The 20976-nt window shown below is 40.0% G+C and carries 14 protein-coding genes and 1 tRNA gene; 6 read left to right on the top strand and 9 right to left on the bottom strand.

Translation table 11 applies throughout. The annotated features are described in order from the left end of the window. Nucleotides 1-42: 42 nt before the first annotated feature. Together AAG807_RS11620 and AAG807_RS11615 are read right to left on the bottom strand one after the other, a co-directional pair. Nucleotides 43-288, bottom strand: coding sequence for a GIY-YIG nuclease family protein (locus AAG807_RS11620; RefSeq protein ID WP_341903909.1), 246 nt, complete (start codon nucleotides 286-288; stop codon nucleotides 43-45). A gap of 58 nt (nucleotides 289-346) precedes the next feature. Continuing rightward, nucleotides 347-419 (bottom strand) — tRNA-Met (locus AAG807_RS11615). A 297-nt stretch (nucleotides 420-716) separates the two neighbouring features. Here AAG807_RS11615 and AAG807_RS11610 point away from each other — a divergent pair. The 6 genes from AAG807_RS11610 (at nucleotide 717) to der (ending at nucleotide 10212) form a co-directional block, all read left to right on the top strand. Continuing rightward, the gene (locus AAG807_RS11610) at nucleotides 717-1418 is read left to right on the top strand and encodes a LytTR family transcriptional regulator DNA-binding domain-containing protein (protein WP_341903907.1); all 702 of its coding nucleotides are present in this window, start codon (nucleotides 717-719) and stop codon (nucleotides 1416-1418) included. A gap of 136 nt (nucleotides 1419-1554) precedes the next feature. Continuing rightward, nucleotides 1555-3624, top strand: coding sequence for a tetratricopeptide repeat protein (locus AAG807_RS11605; protein WP_341903904.1), 2070 nt, complete (start codon nucleotides 1555-1557; stop codon nucleotides 3622-3624). Nucleotides 3625-3766: 142 nt separating this feature from the next. Then, a complete protein-coding gene (locus AAG807_RS11600) occupies nucleotides 3767-7108 on the top strand; it encodes an FG-GAP-like repeat-containing protein (RefSeq protein WP_341903901.1) in 3342 nt (1113 codons plus the stop codon). Nucleotides 7109-7341: 233 nt separating this feature from the next. After that, nucleotides 7342-7743: an inner membrane protein YiaA gene (yiaA, locus tag AAG807_RS11595; protein ID WP_341903899.1), complete on the top strand. Its 402-nt coding sequence runs from the start codon at nucleotides 7342-7344 to the stop codon at nucleotides 7741-7743. Nucleotides 7744-7972: 229 nt separating this feature from the next. Then, nucleotides 7973-8848 (top strand): GTPase Era, encoded by an 876-nt coding sequence (gene era, locus AAG807_RS11590; RefSeq protein ID WP_341903896.1) that lies wholly within the window; start codon nucleotides 7973-7975, stop codon nucleotides 8846-8848. Nucleotides 8849-8901: 53 nt separating this feature from the next. After that, complete coding sequence (der, locus tag AAG807_RS11585; protein ID WP_341903894.1) at nucleotides 8902-10212, top strand: ribosome biogenesis GTPase Der; 1311 nt, start codon at nucleotides 8902-8904, stop codon at nucleotides 10210-10212. 63 nt (nucleotides 10213-10275) lie between these two features. Here the strand turns inward: der and AAG807_RS11580 are convergent, their stop codons facing one another. The 7 genes from AAG807_RS11580 to AAG807_RS11550 form a co-directional block, all read right to left on the bottom strand. Continuing rightward, nucleotides 10276-11478 (bottom strand): T9SS type A sorting domain-containing protein, encoded by a 1203-nt coding sequence (locus AAG807_RS11580; RefSeq protein ID WP_341903889.1) that lies wholly within the window; start codon nucleotides 11476-11478, stop codon nucleotides 10276-10278. 51 nt (nucleotides 11479-11529) lie between these two features. After that, on the bottom strand, nucleotides 11530-13236 hold the full coding sequence (locus tag AAG807_RS11575) for a T9SS type A sorting domain-containing protein (RefSeq protein WP_341903886.1): 1707 nt from the start codon (nucleotides 13234-13236) through the stop codon (nucleotides 11530-11532). 206 nt (nucleotides 13237-13442) lie between these two features. Beyond that, nucleotides 13443-14087 carry a response regulator transcription factor gene (locus tag AAG807_RS11570; protein ID WP_341903883.1) on the bottom strand — a complete coding sequence of 215 codons (645 nt, stop codon included), beginning with the start codon at nucleotides 14085-14087 and terminating at the stop codon, nucleotides 13443-13445. Further along, entirely contained in the window at nucleotides 14084-15940 is a 1857-nt protein-coding gene (locus AAG807_RS11565) for an ATP-binding protein (protein ID WP_341903880.1), read from the bottom strand. The genes AAG807_RS11570 and AAG807_RS11565 overlap by 4 nt, the downstream gene beginning before the upstream one ends. Before the next feature lie 257 nt (nucleotides 15941-16197). Then, entirely contained in the window at nucleotides 16198-16839 is a 642-nt protein-coding gene (locus AAG807_RS11560; protein ID WP_341903877.1) for an MBL fold metallo-hydrolase, read from the bottom strand. Beyond that, nucleotides 16840-20505, bottom strand: a complete 3666-nt coding sequence (locus AAG807_RS11555) for a PKD domain-containing protein (RefSeq protein ID WP_341903874.1) — start codon at nucleotides 20503-20505, stop codon at nucleotides 16840-16842. Nucleotides 20506-20516: 11 nt separating this feature from the next. Next, on the bottom strand, nucleotides 20517-20927 hold the full coding sequence (locus tag AAG807_RS11550; protein WP_341903871.1) for a hypothetical protein: 411 nt from the start codon (nucleotides 20925-20927) through the stop codon (nucleotides 20517-20519). Nucleotides 20928-20976: the final 49 nt, after the last annotated feature.

The raw sequence follows: 20976 nt of genomic DNA, 5'->3' as shown, positions 1-20976 counted from the left end.
GGAAACGTGCGTCCGTCAGCTGACGGATATGAGCCCGACGAGCTATTCTAAAATCTTATTTTTTATAAAATCCCTTCCTCTGGAAGATTTTAGTTCTTTCTCACGCTTCATGGCTTCTTCCTTTGAGTCAAAAAATTCAACATAGATTACTTCCCACGGGCGAAATTTAACCGTGTAACCTTTTGATGCAAATTGGTTGTGAGAATGAAAGCGGTCAATCAGATCCGATGTATAACCAACATAGATTTTGTTGTAAGTGGCAGAGTATAAAACATAGGTGACAAACATGAATAGTGATTTCTATAAAAACAAAAAAGGTTGCCAAAACTTGACAACCTTTTCTTTGTAGCGGGGACACGACTCGAACGTGCGACCTTCGGGTTATGAGCCCGACGAGCTACCAACTGCTCCACCCCGCAATATATCGTTATAACTATTGCTATTTCTTCTTTATTCCTAACAGACGTTTCCGCTATTGGACTGCAAAGATACACGCTTTTTATTGAAATGCAAGCATCCACTCAAAAAATAATGTATTGTCGCTTTTGTTTCAGATTTAACCTTTTCGTTTTCAACTTATTTTTTCACTTTTTTCAATGAAAAAACAGGAGAAACTAACATCATCCATCCGAAAGTTTCATACCTTCGTTGTGCTTTAGAAAAAGCGCGGAACACATATGAATTCAAGGTTTATGAACGTCTTTTCATTTTATTAAATGTACTCGAAAGGACTGATATTAATTGTTGAAGATGAGCTGCTTATAGCAGAGCATATTTCCAGGGTCTTAACGAGTGTTGGTTATACATCTACGATCTGCGTCACCAATGTAGAAGATGCCATTTCCGTTATCGAAAACGAAAACCCTCAAATGGTATTAACCGACATCATGCTGTTAGGGAAGCAAACGGGAATCGATTTGGGAAACTTATTGCACCAAAAGTATCAGATCCCTTTTATTTACATCACTTCTCATTCTGGTATCGATGTGATCACGAAGGCAAAATTCACGCATCCGAATGCTTACTTGGTAAAACCTTTTAAAAGGGAAGATTTGCTGATAGCCATGGAATTGGCTCTGTTCAATTCAAGCACTGAATCGAGGCTTGCAGATCAATACTTACTGGTGAAAGACGGACGAGCTACGGCTCAAGTTCCGTATGAAGAAATTTTATGGCTAGAGGCCGATGGAAATTACACCCTGTTACATACCGAAACACAAAAAAAACGTCTGCTGAGATTCGTAATCACTGATTTACACCAACAATTACCCGAAAACGATTTTATCCGCATTCATCGGTCATTTGTTGTGAATCGAAAAAAAATAATGGAATTTGCTTCCGGGCATGTTGTAATCAAAAACATCAAATTACCAGTCGGAAGAACCTACCGGGAAAACCTGATGGAACTCATCAAATAAAGAACAGCAATGGTTAAATCTGGTAGGATACATACAAAATCAAGCAGTTCATCCCATTCTTTTGTACAAATGCATTAAAATTTGTTGCTTGCACCCCAAATACAAAAATAACGTACGCTTCTACACCAGAAACAGAATGAACAATCGATCATTAGCTTCTTTTCTTCTTACTTCATTGATTGTTGTAATCTCCTGTTTATCTGCTTGTTTCGGGCAAAATGCCAAGCAACAAAAGCTGTTGAGCGAGTTGAAAGTCGCTAAATTAGACAGCAATCAAGTTAATTTGTTGAATCATTTGTGCACAGATCTTGTAGATGAAGGCGATGTTTACAATTCTCTAAAATACGGTTGGAAAGCACTGACTTTATCAAAAAAAATTGATGATAAAAATGGCATTATCATCTCTTATTCAAATCTGGGGTTTACCTATGGATACGACGGGAAATATGATAAAGCTCTAAAAATGTATCGCCGTTCTCTGGAATATAGCAGAAAGTATAAGCAAGAACTTTCTTTTGTGAATGCTTTGGTGAATATTGGAACAATCTATGATATCAACAGCGATTATAAAAATTCATTGCGCTGCTACTTTTACGCACTTAAATATGGTAAACGCACAAAAAACACGGATCTACTTGCGGATGTCTATCAGAATTTGGGCGTTACCTACTATGCCTTAGGGAATCTTCCGGAATCGCTGAAAATGCATTTCAAATCCTTAAGAAACTATGACAAGTTGAGGGACGATAGCGGAAAGGTGGACGAATACAATTCGATTGGCAATGTTTATGCTGATCTGGGCAACGAAGAATCAGCTCTAGGAATGTACCAAAAATCCTTGAAACTCGCTCTTCGCTTACAAGATAAAGATGGAATAGGAAATGCCTATGTAAACATCGGAATCGTTTACAAGGATCTGAAAAGGTATCCGGAAGCCCTGAAAATGTATGATAAGGCAATTCGTGTTTATTCATCCATCGATGATCGACTTGGTTTATCCATCGCTTACAACGACAAAGCAAAATTGTATTACAACACCGGTAAATATCAGGAAGCGATTGCGATTTGTGAGACCTCTTTGAAAAACAGCGTGTATGTTAACGAGGTTAGTGAAACAACGAATTCCTATTTGACTATGTCCAAAGTTTACATCAAACTTGGAGAATTGAAAAAAGCAAAATCACTGATTGATTTATCACTCCGGCAAAGTTTTGATATCCGTGAGAAGCAAAATATTAGAGACTCATACGCGGCATTGATACAATTGGATAGTGCATCAAACGATTTTAAATCTGCCTTCCAACATCAAAAACAGTGGCTTTCTTATAGAGACAGTATTATTAATCAGGAGGCAGAAGAAAAAAGTTACCAGACGGTTCTCCAATATTCATTTGACAAGAAAGCTGATCTGGAGCAACGCAAACACGATAAAGCAATCTCCCAACTCAATCAGCAAAACAAACTGAGCAGCCAGCAAAAAAGGTACCTCATCCTTATTTTGATTGTTTTTTCACTATCGGGACTTGTTATTTGGTACTTTGCCCGACGTTCGATTAACAACCGAAAGAAATTAGCCGCCTTCCTTGCCAATGAAAACCAACACAAAGAAATGTTGCTTCAAGAAGTCCATCATCGGGTCAATAATAGTCTACAGATGATTTCCTCTTTATTGTCTATTCAGGCCGATTCAACGGAAAATAATGAGATCCGTGATTACCTGTTGAAAAGTGAAAATCGCATCCAATCTATGTCCGTAATGCACCAGCTGCTGCATCTTGGAGAGTCGAAACTGGAAGTCAATATGCAAGATTATTTCAACGGAGTGATCGATTTTTACTCATCGTTGTTGGAGTCCAAACCTCAAGTAAAATTGAAGGTCTTCGTTCCATCTGTCTCTTTTCACACGAAACTAGCCATGCCTTTGGCCATCATCCTGAATGAATTAATTACCAACTCCTTGAAATATGCCTTCCCCAATGGAGAAGGTGAAATACAAGTTTCACTGTCTCCCGAAACCGATTCGGGCAGCTGGATTTTCAGCGTGAAAGACAACGGAGTAGGATTGCAAACAAAAAACACCCCTGTGGATCAATCCAGCCTCGGACTTACCTTGGTTCAATTGATGGTGAAACAAATTGCAGGTACCATAACTATCCATAGCGATCAGCAAATGGCCGTTATCATCGTCTTTAAGGACAAGGTTTAACCTTCGCATTCCGCACCTCATCAACACCGTTCTTTTCCCCAACAGGAAGTTCATGTACAGCACTTGGTCGTTCGTACCATATTTTTTATCGCGGCAAATCCTTTCAATACTTTCGTGAACAAGTATGATTTATAACATTTTCATGAAACGATTTTCCTTTTTAGTTGCGTTAGCAGTGAGCAGTCAACTGACAGCTCAAAATAATTTTCAAAAGATCGGACCTCCGCCTCCGGCAATTCAAACCATTGATGAATTGGAAGGATTGAACGGTAGTACTCATGCATCTGCGGATGTTGATAATGACGGGGATGCCGATTTACTCATTGCCGGTCAAAATGCGCAAGGCGCGATGAAATGTAACCTGTATTTGAATAACGGTTCGGGTGCATTCCAATTAGATCCTACGACTCCATTTACAGGCGTTTTCGACGGATCTATTGTCTTTTTAGATGTGGAAGATGATGGCGATCAGGATGCAATTGTTAGTGGACAAAGCAGTTCGAACTGGACAGCCGTTTTATATACGAATGACGGTTCGGGAGGATTTACTGTTGCCAGCACTCCTTTTGATGGTGTCGGATACAGTTCAATTTCTACAGCTGATGTAGATGGCGATACCGATATGGATGTGCTGATTTGCGGACAAGCAAGCAGTGGTGTAAAAGCAAATTTGTACCTGAATGATGGATCCGGGAACTTCACTTTGGATCCGATCGCAAGCGCTACTTTTACAGGAATATACCTTGGTACCTCAGAATTCGGTGATGTGGACGGTGACGGTGATGCGGATTTAGTCTTGATGGGTTATGCGGATTCAGGTACTTTTTCCGGGATGTACCTCAATGACGGAAATGGTGTTTTCACCGTTACGGCGAGTAGTTTCCCTCAACTAAACGGTTCAGACATTGCATTTTCGGATATTGATGATGATACCGATATGGATATGGTAATTGCAGGTAACGATCCGAATACAGGTGGAACAACAAAATTGTATTTCAATGACGGTACTGGTGCATTTACATTGGATAATACGAGTTCTTTTTCTGATTTCGGAAGTGCCTGGCTCGATTTTAATGATGTAGATAGCGACGGTGACGAAGACCTTGTTATTTGCGGAAGTGTACCAGGGTTAGGGAATAATACGATCTTGTATTCCAACGATGGAAGTGGATTGTTTACACCAGTTACAGGAACGCCATTTACAGGCGTTTATAATGGCTGTGTTTCGTTTGAAGACATAGATGGTGATGCAGATGACGACCTGGTTGTTACCGGTTCTTCAACAGCAAAATTGTATCAAAATGACGGAAACGGCGTTTTTGCAGCAATCAGCACATCTCCGTTTACAGGACTTAGTTATGGTGCAGTAGAATTGGCAGATGTGGATAACGACGGTGATTTGGATGCGTTTATGAATGGTCAGGGTGCATCAGGTTTCCACTCGCTTATTTACCTCAACGATGGTAACGGGGGATTCACAGTTGATCCGGCGAATATATTCCCGGGTCTTGCCAATGCTGCAGCCGATTTTGCCGATATTGATAATGATGGAGATGATGATTTAATGATGTCAGGATATGGTACTGGTCAGGTGGTCAAGTTGTTTACAAATGATGGAACCGGATTGTTTACAGAAGTTGCCAATACTCCATTCCCACCCGTTTCTTCCGGAGCGATCCAGTTTAACGATGTGGACAGTGATGGAGATCAAGATGTCTTTATTAACGGATTTACCATTTTCGTTGGAAATGTTGGTCAACTTTGGTTAAACGATGGTTCAGGATCATTTACTTTATCCGCTTCCAATACATTTGAGGGTTCAAATAACGGAAATATTGCTTTTGCAGATATCGACGGTGATAATGACGATGATTTGTTGTTGACAGGTTATGGTGATCTTGGTCGCATCGCACATTTATACACCAATGACGGATCCGGAACATTCACCTTGATTCCTTCTCCATTTCCAGGGATACAGCAAGGTTCGATTGCCTTTGCAGATATTGATAATGATCAGGACATGGATTTAGCCATTGCCGGTGAAATCGGATCTCCAAGCACCTATGCAGCACAATTGTATACAAACGATGGAACAGGAACCTTCACACTAGTTGCAGGAACGCCTTTCGAACCGACCATTACAAGCGGGCTTTTGTTTGCAGATATCGATAATGATTTAGATTCGGATTTATTGACCATCGGACACAGTAGTTTAGGTGGATCGATTGCGAAAATGTTTGCCAATGATGGCTCAGGTATATTCACTGAGATTACCGGGACACCTTTCATTGGAGCTTCTTATGGGATGGCTGCCTTCGGAGATATTGACGGCGACATTGATCCGGATGTAATTATTTGCGGAAATGATGAAGTAACAGGTCTTCAATCAAATGTCTACAGAAACAACAACTGCCAGCAATCGAATGTTATCGATGTACAGTATGCTTGTGGACCATATACTTGGATTGATGGAAATATATATACTCAAAGCACTTCTACAGCTACGATGGTTTACCCCATGCCAAATAGTGAAGGATGTGATTCAGTAGCAATTCTTCACCTAACGATCGGTGATGCGATTGCTGTACCTACGGTTGCAAATCTTGCGAATGTTCTATCAGAATGTGAAGTTGTAAGTCTTACAGCACCAACAGCCACGATGAATTGTACGGGTTTAACAACAGGTACGACTACTCAGGTATTCCCAATAACACTGCAGGATACTACGGAAGTAGTTTGGACATACACAAGTCCTAATGGATTTGTAACCACCCAAACACAATTGGTGATTATCCAAGATATTACTGCACCAACTCCAAGTGCAAGCTTGCCAACTATTACAGATAATTGCCCGATTATTTCGGTGAGTGTCATTCCGACAGCACTAGATAATTGTAGTGGTGTAATAACCGGAACTACTTCAGATTTGCCAATCACAACTCCTGGTACAACCAACATCACCTGGACTTTTACGGACGCATCCGGAAACAGTTCTACACAAACGCAAACGGTCATTTATACTCCACTGAGCGACCAAATCACCTTTGATGGTACTACGTTCATGGCTACCCAAGCAAATGCTACTTACGAATGGTTTGATTGCGATTCGGAAAATACAATCCCCGGAGCGACAAGTCAAACGTATGTTCCTACTGCAAATGGAAATTATGGTGTTACTATCAGCAATGGATCTTGTTCGGTTTCTTCGAGTTGTTTTCTATTGACAAATCTTGCTGTCAACGAATTGGAAGCAAATGCATTCAGCGTCTATCCCAACCCAACTGCCGGTACAATCTACATTGAAACTGTTAATCCGCTTTCAGTTGTTATCACCAATGCAGCGGGTCAATTGATTCACACCGAAGCATTACAATCAGGAAAAACAATGCTGGAACTTGACGGTATTGAAAGTGGGGTCTATTTTGCAACTTTTACGGATAGTAACGGGAAGCAATCTGCGCAAAAAATAATTCTTACGAGATAATTCCCAATACTGCTACTTTACTTAAGACCGTCAGAAACTGCTGGCGGTCTTTTTTTATTGTATTTATCGCAAGCTTCGCTGTTTGGTAACCGCACTAACGTTTGTTACATTATCGCCAGCCGCGGCTGGCTCTTGTACGGAAAATCGCAACTCACTCTTCTCAAGTATTACTAAACCGTTTTACTAAATAATTAGCAAGATGCATCTTTGTCAAAACTTTTAAACTTAAAGGGATGACTCAGAAACCTTCATTTGCATTTATTGCTGCCAGTTGGGTAGCATTTGGAACAGGAATAATCGGATACTTCTCCGGTATTTTCGGAAACCAGGAACTTCAATTATCCGATAAGGGATATTATTTCACTGTGATCATGTTCGCGTTGTTTTCTGTAATCAGTGTTCAAAAAAGTGTGCGCGACCGATTGGAAGGAATTCCGGTGACCGATCTGTATTATGGGATCAGCTGGTTTTGTACCATCTTATCTATCGCGCTACTGGTTGTTGGTTTGTGGAATGCCAACATGTGGGGAAGCGAGAAAGGATTCTTCGCCTTTTCATTTGTACTTGCCCTGTTTGGAGCAATAGCCGTCCAGAAAAATACCCGCGACTCGATTTCCAAAGAGAAACCATTCTAGCCTAAATCAACAATAGAATGAAAAGAAACCTGTTTGTTGGAGGCGACTGCATGCTTACGCTGAAGCTTTAGCATAAGAGTAGCTAAGTCGAAGTCTGATAAACAGGTTTTTATGTTTTATTGAAATCCGAATTAAAAGTCTCGAAATTTGGGATTATTAACGCAGGAATTCACCCGTTTCGGCTATTTTTTAGAATAAGAAGCGTACCTTTGCACCAAATTTCTAGTATATGTCTCACAAATCAGCTTTCGTAAATATTGTTGGTAGCCCAAATGTTGGTAAATCGACCCTTATGAATGGATTGGTTGGTGAAAAGCTTTCCATCGTCACTTCCAAGGCACAAACGACACGTCACCGTATTCACGGATTAGTGAATGGGGATGATCATCAAATCGTTTTTTCAGATACTCCCGGAGTTGTCAACGCTTCTTACAAGTTACATGAAGCCATGATGAGTTACGTGGAAAATTCGTTCAAGGATGCCGATATTTTGTTGTTCATCACAGATATGACCGAAAACGAAATGAATCACAAGGAAACGCTTGAGCGAATTGTGAAATTGAAAATTCCGGTTTTATTAATCTTGAATAAGATTGATTTGGCTGACCAAACGAAATTGGAAGAGCGTGTGCAATATTGGAAAGAAAAAGTTCCCAATGCGGAAATCATTCCAACTTCTGCCTTGCATAAATTCAATATCGATGTAATTTGGGATCGAATTCTACAATTGGCTCCTGAAGGTCCTGCTTACTTTGACAAGGATGAATTGTCAGATCGTCCGGTTCGTTTCTTTATTTCTGAAATGATCCGTGAAAAGATCTTCTTGCATTGTGATAAAGAAGTTCCATATGCTTGTCAGGTGGAAATCGAATCCTATCAGGAAGCAGAGAACATCACGCACATTCGCGCATTGATTATCGTGGAACGGGATTCCCAAAAAGGAATTCTAATCGGTAAGGGAGGAGATATGTTGAAACGCATTGGTCGCGAATCCCGCCTGGATATGGAAGCTTTCCTGGGTCAAAAAGTATTTTTGGAAACCTTTGTGAAAGTGGACAAAGACTGGAGAGCCAGTGAACAAAAATTGAAAAAGTACGGGTATTAGTACCCGGGATTATCTATAACGCAGTGCTGTGAAGTACGTCTAAAAAACAAAAAATGGGAAATATTATTGCCATCGTAGGACGCCCAAATGTAGGAAAGTCCACCCTATTCAACCGCTTAACTGAAAGTAATCATGCCATCGTAAAGGAAATCAGTGGGGTGACACGCGATCGCATCTATGGTCGTGGTGAATGGAACGGAATTCCATTTTCAGTGATTGACACTGGGGGTTACGTAAAAGGTTCAGAAGATATTTTTGAAGGAGAAATCCGCAAACAAGTTGAAATTGCGATCGAAGAAGCAAACGTCATTTTATTTGTAGTGGATGCTACAACAGGAATCGTCGATTTGGATGAAACTGTTGCTAGAATTCTACGCAAATCCAAAAAGAAAGTATTGGTAATTGCCAATAAAGTGGACAACAACGACCGTGTCGGAATGTCTGCTGAATTCTGGTCTTTCGGATTGGGAGAAGTCTTCGATCTATCTGCTGCAAATGGTTCCGGTACGGGAGAAATTCTGGACGAAGTGGTCAAATACTTTGACAAGGAAGACCCTCGTGGAGAAGAAGAAGCGAATTTACCGCGCATTGCTGTCGTTGGAAAACCAAATGTTGGGAAATCCTCCATGATCAATGCCTTTACCGGTGAAGAAAGAAATATTGTAACAGATATCTCCGGAACAACCAGAGATTCTATCGATACACGCTACAAAGCTTTTGGTTTTGATTTCATGTTGATTGATACGGCAGGAATCAGAAAGAAAGCGAAAGTAACGGAAGACATTGAGTACTATTCGGTCTTGCGTTCGGTTCGTACTATTGAAGATTCAGATATCTGTATCTTTATGATCGATGCTACTGAAGGAATCCAAAAACAGGATCTGACTATCTATTATATGATTGAGAAGAATCACAAAGGAGTGGTTGTTTTGGTCAATAAATGGGATTTGGTAGAGAAAGATACGATGACTGCTGTTGAATATGAAAAGAATTTGAGAAATGATTTGGCTCCATACAACGATGTTCCGATCATCTTTACTTCTGCGCTTACCAAACAACGGATCCATAAAGCTTTGGAAAAAGCAATGGATGTTTTCGCAAATCGTACACGCAAAATCTCAACTTCCGAATTGAATGACCGGTTACTTCCGATTATCGATAGCAATCCACCGCCATCATTAAAAGGAAAATACGTGAAGATCAAATACGTGCAACAGTTGCCAACACATGCTCCTGCATTTGCATTCTTCTGTAATTTACCACAGTATATTCCGGATTCTTATAAGCGTTTCCTAGAGAATCGTTTACGTGAAATGTACGATTTTGAAGGGGTTCCTGTTCGGATCTACTTCCGTAAGAAATAATTACGATACCAATAAACAACAAGTCGGGGCGAAAAAATTTTCGCCCCGACTTGTTTCCTACTCTCACTGTTTAACAATCAGCTGCTGCTCATCACCAATGACTAATAGATAAGATCCTTTAGCCAAATTGCTCAAATCAATCGTGTTAGCATCTGTTATCATTAACCTATTTCCCAATAGATCAAAAATTTCTTTGCTGTGCGAAGCATCGGCTACCTCCACATTCAAAACATCTGAAACTGGATTTGGAAACACCTTAATTTGCGATTGAGCAACTTCTTGCACGTTCAATGTTCCAACAATTCCACTTCTTGGATAATTGGTTACAACATCCCAAACCATATTTTGGATGTAAGTTGCCAAATTCGGATCGATCGTCACACTAGCGTGAAGATTATTTGAAATCCCAACGGGTGATTGTCCAAAAATACAGGCATAATGTATCATTGAAATCATGTAAGCTCCAATATCATTTGTATGAACACCATCCGTGAAAATTTGATTCACATGGGTAATGGTAGGTACCAAATTTGCCTGTACATCATCATAAAAACGCGCCATCATTCGATTACCCGGAATAATATAAACAGGCGGGCAACCACTCGTTCTATTATCATTCGCATAGTCCTGCATTGCTTGCCAACCGTTTGTTCCTCCCATGCCACCAACTTCTAGAAAATCGAGCATTTGTCTCCATCCGGCAGCACTTCCATCTGTTGATTCAGGTATTCCATAACCGTCAAAAAAGTAAGCAGAACCATCTATTCCTGGCCAATTGGTCCAAAGCATCGTTGGTGCTCCTGCTCCACTAGCTCCATTCTGCCAAGAATTATTTACAAAGTTCAGTAAGTTCTCTCTTGAAAGGTTCAAACTGTTATTCGCTGGACCTTCAAAATTCTCTGTGACCACCAATAACTCCCAATTGGAAATTTCCGCTGCGGGATTACTATTCGGTTCGTAACAATTTGGCCAACAGGGTGAGGTGGTATAATTCCAATGCATCGTTAACCAAGCACCTGGCAAATCTGCCTTTCCAACCATCGACCCCAAAATCTGCCAACCTGCCAATCCATTTTCATCAGCAACTAACTCGGTATACTGACCGGGCCAGGGTCCAAACAGCGGAGAGGTTAAACTATGACCACAATGCAGCTGTTTTACATTAAAAGCACTCGGTACTCTCGGAGGAAGACTTTGCGCTCCAGCAAGAATGCTTATCACTAAAAAACAAGTGAGCGTCAGTGTGTTTTTCATCGTAACTTTCATAACGGTATCATTTAATAAAATTTAAAAGACTTACTTTTCAAGCTGTCGCTTCTATTCTTTCACAACCTTGATTACCTCCTGGAACGTATCCGAAACAATCGTTATCAAATAAACCCCACTCGCTGTGTTTTCCAAATCAATTTTAAAATTTGGATTGTCTAAACCGGTTGTTGTTTGAATCACTTCACCTCTCAAATTTGTAATAGTCATTTGGGCATTTTCTAGCTGAACATCTGAATTAAGGCTAAAAAGTCCTGTACTTGGATTTGGACTTACCGATAAGTGAGAAAGCGATTGATAATCATTCAAACTAGTTGTTCCCAATCCCAATTTTTGACACCAACTATCTGAACCAGCAACTGCTGTAATGCTGTTAGTACTTGGAGAAGCGTTAAAATCAACAGTGCCTGTAAAGGATCCGGTGATGTAAACATTGCTTGACTCGTCTGCATAAATTCCATATCCTCTTGTATATGCAGCAACGTCTGCAGTTCCATAACTTGTTGCCCAATCAAACGTTCCATCTGAATTTAACGCAATGATATAAGCGTCCTCAGCACCAAGTTTTGTTAATGTAGTAGTAGTCGCTAAATCCGGATTTGCATCCATATTATTGGCCATTTCGCCGGTGATGTAAATATCCCCCGAATTGGTGACATCCATGTCCATAAAATCTTCTGTTCCTATACTTCCAACCGTTTTTACCCAATTCAAAGATCCATTTGGTGCTAACTGCACCACAAAAACATCATCACTTCCATTGGATGTTACATTGGTCGTTCCACCATTCGGGTCAAAATTACAGGTTGAGATAAATGAGCCGTGTATATAAATAAACCCATTGTTATCGATATCAATACTTCTGCCCTCATCCACGGCAATGCCACCCATTTTTTTGGCAAATACAAAGTCATTAGACGAATCCAATTTTAAGACAAAAATATCATTGGCACCGGTTAACTCAACAACCGGAATGCCCGGATTAAAATCAGTATCTCCGCCAAACATTCCTGTCATAAATTGATCTCCGGATGAAGCATCAACTACAATATCTCTACCCCGGTCTGCACTAATACTTCCAACCGTTTTGGAAGTAACATAATTGCCCGCTGCAGATAGTTTTAACATGAAAATATCTGAACTTCCGTTACTTGTTCCATTTTGAATACCTGCTCCCGGATCAAAATCTACGGTCGCTCTAAAAGTCCCAAAAACAAAAACAGATCCGTCAAAATCATCAATGTCAATCGCATTACCTTCGTCGCTATCTGTTCCTCCAACACTTTTCGCCCAATCCAATTGACCAGATGAATTTACCTTTATCACAAAAACATCCTCCATACCTGCCGATGTCAAGTTGGTTACGCCAGCATCCGGATTAAAATCAGCAGTTCCAGCAAAAATTCCTGTGATGTATACATTTCCTGCCTGGTCCAACACCATTTCTGAGGGAATATCAGCATCAGAACCGCCAAAATTTTTCGCCCACAAAAAGTTTCCTTCCGGACTCATTTTTACCAAAAAAACATCATTCCCGCCATTCGATGTGAGGTTGCTAACTGCTGGAGAATTGTCAAAATCTGACGTAGATCCGAATACACCTGCCGTGTAAACATTTCCGGCAGCATCAACTGCCATGCATTTTCCCATTGCCGAAGCGCCTCCGTCTACAGTCCTGGTCCAATGATGGTTTTGCATTTGTGCGATAAGTGACTGTGATGCACAAATCAGTGCTAGTGATGAGATTATTTTCTTCATTTTTTAAAGTTTATTCGTTGACAACTATGCTAACTCAATCGTGCATTTTAATGATCGTTGAATAATGAGCTATTATTCATTTTCCGACCAAAAAATCAGAACCTACTACTCGATTCTAAAGATTGAAGTATCATGCAAAGCTACACCTACTTAAGAAAATGATTCAGGGGGGAATTCTCCTTTTTCAAACTAGGGAATACCCTTGTTTACTCGTGTAACAAGCCCAATAAAAGAGTCTTTTTCACCAAGCCAGTTAAATTAGTTACCTCTAATTTTAACATCAAACTTGACCGGTAATTTTCAATTGTTTTTTCTGAAAGAAATAATTCTTCTGCAATTTTTTTGGTAGTGTATTCCGCCATTATTAACGTCAACACCTGTTTTTCGCGCGAAGTAAGCTGAATATGAGCCTTCCTTTTTGCATCATTAAAAAGAGCTTGATTAGTATACGATGCTTTCGTTTGTTGACTCAAATAAAAGGTATCAAACGACATTTTTTCGATCCAATCCACCAATTCAGTGATGTCATCCGATTTTAAGAAAAATGCTTTAAATCCTGCGTTAACAGTAGTTTGAATGGTTTCTGGATCATCAAAACTAGTCAGTGCAGCAAGTATCAGATGAGCTTGTGTCTTCAACAATTGGGACGCAATTTCCCTTCCATCGGCATTGCCAAAATGAATGTCCAAAAAAACGATGTCATAGTTGCTTTGTTTTGCGGCTTCTAACAAGTCTGCTCCGTTATTAGCGCAATCCACATTTGAAACAGCTGGAACTTTAAGCAGTGCTTCTTTCAACCCATTAAGAATCAACTGATGATCGTCTCCCAATAAAATGTTCAATTGCTTCATGCTTCTAGTTGAATTTTAACCGTTGTACCCCTGTTTTCTGAAGATTGAACGGTGACTTTACCTCGTAAGTCTGAGATACGTTCCTTCACGCTCTTCAAGCCTGATTCAATTTGAGATTTGGTCATTCCTAAACCGTCGTCTTCAACTTGAATGATCAACTCATTATTTAGCAATTCAAATTTCACAAAAATAGAATTACAGCGAGCATGCTTAAGCGCATTTCCTATTAGTTCTTGCAATACCCTATAAATCAAATGACTTTTGGTAGTGCTAAATTTCAAATTCATTGGATGACTTAGAATGATGATTTCAGTAAGTGGCGTAGACATTTTTTTTGAAAAGAGCTCAACGGCTTCTATTAAACCAACCTTATCAAAATCAATTGGCATCAAATTATGGGCGATTTTGCGACTATCTTCTTGTAATCCCTTCAACAATTCAATGACCTCTTTTTTATCCCCATCAGCACCTAGTTTATAACTGATTCCAGCAACTGTTGCCGCAATTCCATCATGAATTTCAAAAGCAATTCGGGTACGTTCCTTCTCTTCACCTTGAATCATGGATTCTGCTATCTTTTGATTCGCTTGCAATACTAAAATAGCTTGTTTATTTCGTGCTAATTTGCGTACAAAAAACAGTACCAATAAAGCAATCAGCAAAAGCAGTAGTAACATTCCAATGAATGTTTGTTTTTCACCAATTTCCTTTTGTTGTTTCGCTAATTGGTAACGTTGTTTCAAGATCTTTTTCGCCTTTTTTTCTGACTCATATTTTAAACGCAGCTCATTGATGTTTTTTTGGTTTTCAACCCCAGCGGTTTCGCTGTACAAATTATATGATTCATTCAAGAATATGAACCCCTTTTTATAATCCCCTTTTTCTGCATATGCCCGCCCAATAATTCGCTTGGAAGTATGTGCTACATCCAGATTGTTTAATTCCTTTGCAAGTAGGAGAATGGTATCACTATTTGCAATAATTTTCTGAAAGTCATTTTGCTCATCATAAATACTCAATAAGCCCATTTGTCCCATCAGCTCAAAATGCTTCACTCCGGACTTCCTGCTTAATCGAATGCATTGATTGTAGTACAACTTGGCACTGTCAAATTGTTTGTCTGTTTTATAAATCTCCGCATATCCGATTGTTGCCGCTAATTTGGCCAATACGTCATCTGTTGAATTTGCAATGCTATCTGCCTTGGCTTCAATGACCAATGCTTTTTTTGGTTGTTTGGTCTTATTAAGCGTGATGGCGTAGGTTGACAAAATATTAGCTTTTATTCGATCTTCCTGAACATTACCGAGCAATTGGTATGCTTTGGACGCATATTCTAATGCTGTATTATAATCCTTCAGACTGAAATAGTTATTTGCAATGTTGTTATAAATCCCCGCAAGAGAACTCAAATCATTCACCGATCTAAAAATCCGTTCAGCTTTCACATAATATTCTAATGAAGCATAAAGATTCCGTCTATAACCATTTGTATTTCCTTTCAGATTGTAAAATTTACCCCGAAATCCTTTTTCATTTGCCTGATAATGAAGATTTAAACCCTCATTTGCAATGGAATCAACAGAATCCAATTTTCCTACGTACAAATAGGCTTTTCCCTCCAAAAACAACCTGGTTGCTTTGCAATTGGTAGATCCATTTTTAATTGCAAGCTCCAATGCCTTCTCTCTGTAATATTGATTGGAATCTGCAAATAACGTGGCACGAGTATAATATTCGACTATTTGAGCAGAATCGATACTATTTCGTGATGAAATTGGTTTTTCATTCACGTGATTTGTCGTACAAGAAGTTAGCACAATTAATACCGCGAATAGTGCCTGAATTTTCATGTATTCATTGGATTAAATTAAGCGAAATTCAACAAGCTGAAAATTCAACATTTTTATTTGTTATTCACTACTAAATGTAAGCAAGATTATGAATTTCTCACAATATTGAAGCGAAATATATCAAATAACTAGATTCTAAGTTAAACTATAAAACATGGTTTGGGTGTTTTTACAGGTGTGATTGTAAAAGGGGTTAAAAACAAAAGTCGGGGCGAAAAATTTTTCGCCCCGACTTGTTTCAATTAATTATATATTTTCTAAAACTGCAATATATAATTCGTTCGCTTTTCCTCTCCAACAGTAGTCGTTGGTCCATGTCCCGGATAAACAACCGTATTGTCCGGCAAAGTGAATATGCGCTCCAGAATCGTCTTCTTCAATACTTCCATCGATCCTCCCGGTAAATCAACCCTGCCAAAACTTCCTTTGAACAGGATATCGCCACCGATAAGCAACTGATCCGCTTCACTGTAAAAAGCGACATGTCCAACTGCATGTCCGGGTCCGAAAATTACTTTCAATTCCAGATCACCGAACTTCAAAACCTGATTATCCGTTAAATAATCTGTTGGTTCAGGAGATGGAACATAAGCAGATAATCCGTACATCTGTGCCGAACGATCCGCAAAACTCAATGTAAACAACTCTTCTTTGTGCGCCATCAAAGGAATCCCAAAATGATTTACAAAAAAGGCATTCCCGGTAATGTGATCAATGTGACAATGCGTATTCAACACGGCGTGAACCTTCAGGTTGTTTTCCTGAATGAAATCAATCCATTCCTGCTGCTCATATCGCTCATAACAACTCGGATCGATGATTACCGCGTCACCTTGTCCGTTATAAACAATCGAACCGTTTTGCTGAATGGGATTACCTGTAAAAATCTCAACTTTCATTTAGCGAATTACATTGATATGTCCATTAAAGGTATACTTTTTATCGCTTGTAAGCTCTCTTGTTTCCAAAGTCCAGGTATATCCACCATAAGGAACGATTTTCCCTTGGTAAGTTCCGTCCCATGAACCTTTCGGATCGTTACTTTCCCAAACCACTTCTCCCCAACGGTTAAATACTTTCAGGTTAAATTGGAAAATATCAATTCCATCAATGTGTAAGAACCAGGTTTGGTTAAACTCATCCCCATCCGGAGTAAATGTGTTCGGTGCATATAAAATCACATCACTCACTACCTGTGCAATCTTAGTCACGGAATCAATACATCCGTTCGCATTGGTAACGATCAAGGTGACATTGTAATTTCCAACAACTCCTTCCGGAAAATCAACACTTACATCCTCAAAGAACGATTGATTTGGAGTAGCACCGGGTATTGACCAACTATACCCCACCACATCTGTCGAACTATTATTGTTCAGCATAACCTGGGTTTCAAAAATCGTTGTCGGATTAGGGGAAATATTGAAATCAGCAAGCGGTTTGTCAAATACCGTAATCATATTTGTAAATGTGTTCGAATAGGTACATCCTGTATCCGAAACAGACACCATGCTTACGGTATAAACTCCCGGATGCTCGTAGGTATGTGAACACGTATCCAATGCATTTGTTGTGATAGTTGGTGTTCCATCACCAAAATCAATGGTACTAAGCAAAGGTGCTCCGGGACCTGGAGTATTATTGGAAAAAATCACATGATGAGGATAACAGCCATCCGCATCATCCGGTGTAAGCACCAAATCGAGTGGTTGAGGAACTGTTACAATCATACAAGCACTATCAGGCATTGACCCGCACGCTTCTGTCAATACCACACAATATTGCGTTGTTGAAACGGTATTAACTGTTATCGTGGAACCGACACCTTGAATTCCGGTATTGGTGATCCATGTAAAAGTATAAGCTGTTGAACCTCCTGTTCCCGCAGTGGTCAATGTTGCAGCATCACCTGAACAAGTTACCAAATCCGGAGTAATCGATGCAATGGATAAAGCGGGTGGTTCATTGATTACGAAATCTACCGTATCCGTACATCCTCCAACATTGTAAACAATAGCTTGGTAATTTCCGGCCGCAAGTCCGTTCACTACATCTGGTGACAGAATTGGTGTATTCGGTCCTCCGTTCAAAGAGTATTCGGAAGCATTGGTACTTGTTAAAACTGCTGATCCATTTGGCATTCCATGACAGTTGGAAGCAGTTGGAACCGCTGTAACCGTAGGATTGATTTCAGTAACTGTAATCGTTGCAGAAGAAACACATCCATTCGAATCCACAGTATAGGTATAAATCCCCGGGTTCATTGTAATCGGATCATAAGGCATGGTAACTGCAGCTCCGGCAGGATTTTGCCAAGTTCCGTTTGGAGAAGCTCCTGGTCCCAAAAGCGGGAATAAATCCGTCGGTGTTCCTTGCGCACAAGTTGTCAAGGTATTATTTGTTCCCGGATTTGCAGAAGCTGAAATATTTACGTTCACCTGGTCTGTAGTTACACACAAAGGATGTCCAGTCGGATAAACGGACAAAGTCAATGTGGTGTTTCCGTTTACAGTAGCTATCGGATCTAAAATAGCCGGATTTGAAACCGACCCGGCAGGAGTCCATGCATAAGTCAAGTTACCCAGGCAATTTCCGGTCAAATTGTGCACTGTTGTTGAAGCATTTCCATTGGTTCCATCAGACAATACCACTGCCCCTGCAGCATCCAACACTTCATATGAACACTCATTGATAAATGATCCTGCACCATCAAACTGAACAGTAAACGCAGCGCCATTTGGAATAGATAAGGTGAATGTTGAAGTCAGACCTCCCGGAATTGTGAATGTTGAAGTTACGCCATTGACAACCACAATCAAACTATTCCCATTCCATCCATCACCCCAGGAATCCTCCAAATTGAAGGTGTAATCACAACTATTATTTCCTCCGATGATATTTCCGTCCAATTGAATCGGTGTTCCGTTACAAATGGTGGCATCCGGTCCTGCATCTGCTTGCGGATTTGCATTTACCGTAACCGTTACACTGGAATCATTCTGACAACCGTAGTTGTCCATAACCACATACGTATAAGTAAACGTTCCTGCAGCTGTCGGATTAACTGACAACACATCACCGTCAGCAGAAACCGTTGCAAAGGTTGCGGGCATCACCCAATAAGATGAATCACTTCCCAATCCAATTTGTGGCTCGAAAACCGTTACAGGCGGGTATAATGAAGGATCTAAATTGATATCAAAAGAAAATAAAGTACCGTCATCAGCAGCCCAGTTATCAATAACTGTAAGTGTCCAGATTCCATTCAAAGGACAACCTATCAAATTCGTAAATGGTTGAATTGGTTCATAATTTCCCGCTGGAATTGTTCCTCCAAAACCATTATTATTGGCCCATTCTACCCAGGTTTCTGTTGCTGTTGGCGTGAAACAATAAGTATATGGAATACCTTGAGTTGCTGGGTCACTGCAATCCACATCATCTGCAGGATTCGGTTCTCCGATTTGGGTACCACCTCCACCTTGTTGGTGTAAAATCTGATTTTGACCATTCGGACATTCGACAATGAGTACTAAATCTCCCATGAATGAATGCTCTAAGTCCAGACACAAACTTTGAATATCGCTCAACTGAGTAATTGTCGACCCGGCTGCAAATCCTGTTTGCATGATTTCGATATCTTGTGATACTCCAAGTAAGGTATCAGGTAAACACCCGTCATCAATGGTTTGAGAACCCGGGAATCCATTCCACAGTACTTCATAAAAATCAGGATCTGCTGTCAATGTTGCATTTTCACCTAAACAAAGGGTAGTATCTCCGGGGAATCCAATAAATGTTGGAATTGTAGCCACGAAAACCTGAAGGTCAATCAAATTGGTGTTTCCACAGCCATTATTATCTGTAAGGAATAACTGCACCAGATATTGTCCGGGAGTATCAAAGGCATGAGAAACCGTTGCTCCGGTTGCCGTACCTCCGTCCATAAAATCCCATTCGTAATTTGTTATCGTAAATCCAGGTGCTGCAAATGAAGCAATCCCTGAAAAATCAACCAAATCTCCAACGCAAACACGGGTACTATCCACTGTTTCACCACCGACAATTATACCTGCAGCAGTTGGTGTCGCACAAGGTGTCGTACAAGTAGCACTTGCTGTGAACATTCCTGTCCCCACGGTATTTGATCTGAATCTTAGAGTGATACAACCTGTCGGATTCAATGCTGTTGCCATTATGATGACACCTTGCAATTGAGTACCTGAATAAGTTCCCAAAGTTGGTGCCGCAGTAGAGTTTCCATCATATACATCCATGTAATCTACATTGGTGATGTTGGGTGCAGGATTGTCATCCGTATTACTCAACTGGAACAAATTAAACACGATGGAAATAATATCTCCGGGAGTATCCGGGCAAATCGTTACAACAACTGTTTCATTATTTCCATATCCAGGACCACCTTGTCCTCCTGAATCGATAACAAATCCATTACACGTATTAAACGTCTGGTTATTGCTTGCCGCCGAAATCGGAATGGTTGTCTGCTGGGAGAATGCGTTATTAGCTACTAATGCTAGTAGCACAAAAAGAAAATTCTTCATAAGGATCAGGTCTATTTAGTATTGGAAGGGCTTGCGATAAAAGCCTTGGTGATTTCAGGAATGGCGTAAAAAACCAATACGCGTTCTTTATCAAGCTGGACGTATTGTCTTTCCGATTTGGATAATTTAATACCGAAATCATAAAAGTTAAAATTGGAAGTTCCAATATTAACCAACGCTGCATCCGTAAAATGAATGTCTTTCTTTATCGAAATCCGTTGTTCCTTTGAAAGTCCGTTTTTGGAGACAATCTCATAAGAATGATCCAATTCGAATAAGAGATAATTGTATGAATTCTTGTTGTATTCATACATCTTTTCGGCTTCTTTGCCTTTGTTCTTGAGGATCCTTGGATCAATCTCTTGGGAGAAAGAGAAAGTTGCGGAAATAAGGAATCCCGTTAGGATAACTAGTTTTTTCAACACGGTTTGTTTTAAGTTCTGTACATGCTAGACAACAAAATGTTGGAGA

It is taken from the genome of Fluviicola taffensis DSM 16823 (genome assembly GCF_943372375.1).
Taxonomy (GTDB): Bacteria; Bacteroidota; Bacteroidia; order Flavobacteriales_D; family Crocinitomicaceae; genus Fluviicola; species Fluviicola taffensis_A.
This window is presented reverse-complemented; position numbering and strand designations above follow the sequence as displayed.

Excerpts from the sequence above, each read along its gene's own strand:
- AAG807_RS11580 (WP_341903889.1), bottom strand. The coding sequence starts at position 11,478 with ATGAAAGTTACGATGAAAAACACACTGACGCTCACTTGTTTTTTAGTG.
- AAG807_RS11560 (WP_341903877.1), bottom strand. The coding sequence starts at position 16,839 with ATGAAAGTTGAGATTTTTACAGGTAATCCCATTCAGCAAAACGGTTCG.
- AAG807_RS11600 (WP_341903901.1), top strand. The coding sequence starts at position 3,767 with ATGAAACGATTTTCCTTTTTAGTTGCGTTAGCAGTGAGCAGTCAACTG.
- AAG807_RS11610 (WP_341903907.1), top strand. The coding sequence starts at position 717 with ATGTACTCGAAAGGACTGATATTAATTGTTGAAGATGAGCTGCTTATA.
- era (WP_341903896.1), top strand. The coding sequence starts at position 7,973 with ATGTCTCACAAATCAGCTTTCGTAAATATTGTTGGTAGCCCAAATGTT.
- AAG807_RS11570 (WP_341903883.1), bottom strand. The coding sequence starts at position 14,087 with ATGAAGCAATTGAACATTTTATTGGGAGACGATCATCAGTTGATTCTT.
- der (WP_341903894.1), top strand. The coding sequence starts at position 8,902 with ATGGGAAATATTATTGCCATCGTAGGACGCCCAAATGTAGGAAAGTCC.
- AAG807_RS11575 (WP_341903886.1), bottom strand. The coding sequence starts at position 13,236 with ATGAAGAAAATAATCTCATCACTAGCACTGATTTGTGCATCACAGTCA.
- yiaA (WP_341903899.1), top strand. The coding sequence starts at position 7,342 with ATGACTCAGAAACCTTCATTTGCATTTATTGCTGCCAGTTGGGTAGCA.
- AAG807_RS11555 (WP_341903874.1), bottom strand. The coding sequence starts at position 20,505 with ATGAAGAATTTTCTTTTTGTGCTACTAGCATTAGTAGCTAATAACGCA.
- AAG807_RS11605 (WP_341903904.1), top strand. The coding sequence starts at position 1,555 with ATGAACAATCGATCATTAGCTTCTTTTCTTCTTACTTCATTGATTGTT.
- AAG807_RS11565 (WP_341903880.1), bottom strand. The coding sequence starts at position 15,940 with ATGAAAATTCAGGCACTATTCGCGGTATTAATTGTGCTAACTTCTTGT.
- AAG807_RS11620 (WP_341903909.1), bottom strand. The coding sequence starts at position 288 with ATGTTTGTCACCTATGTTTTATACTCTGCCACTTACAACAAAATCTAT.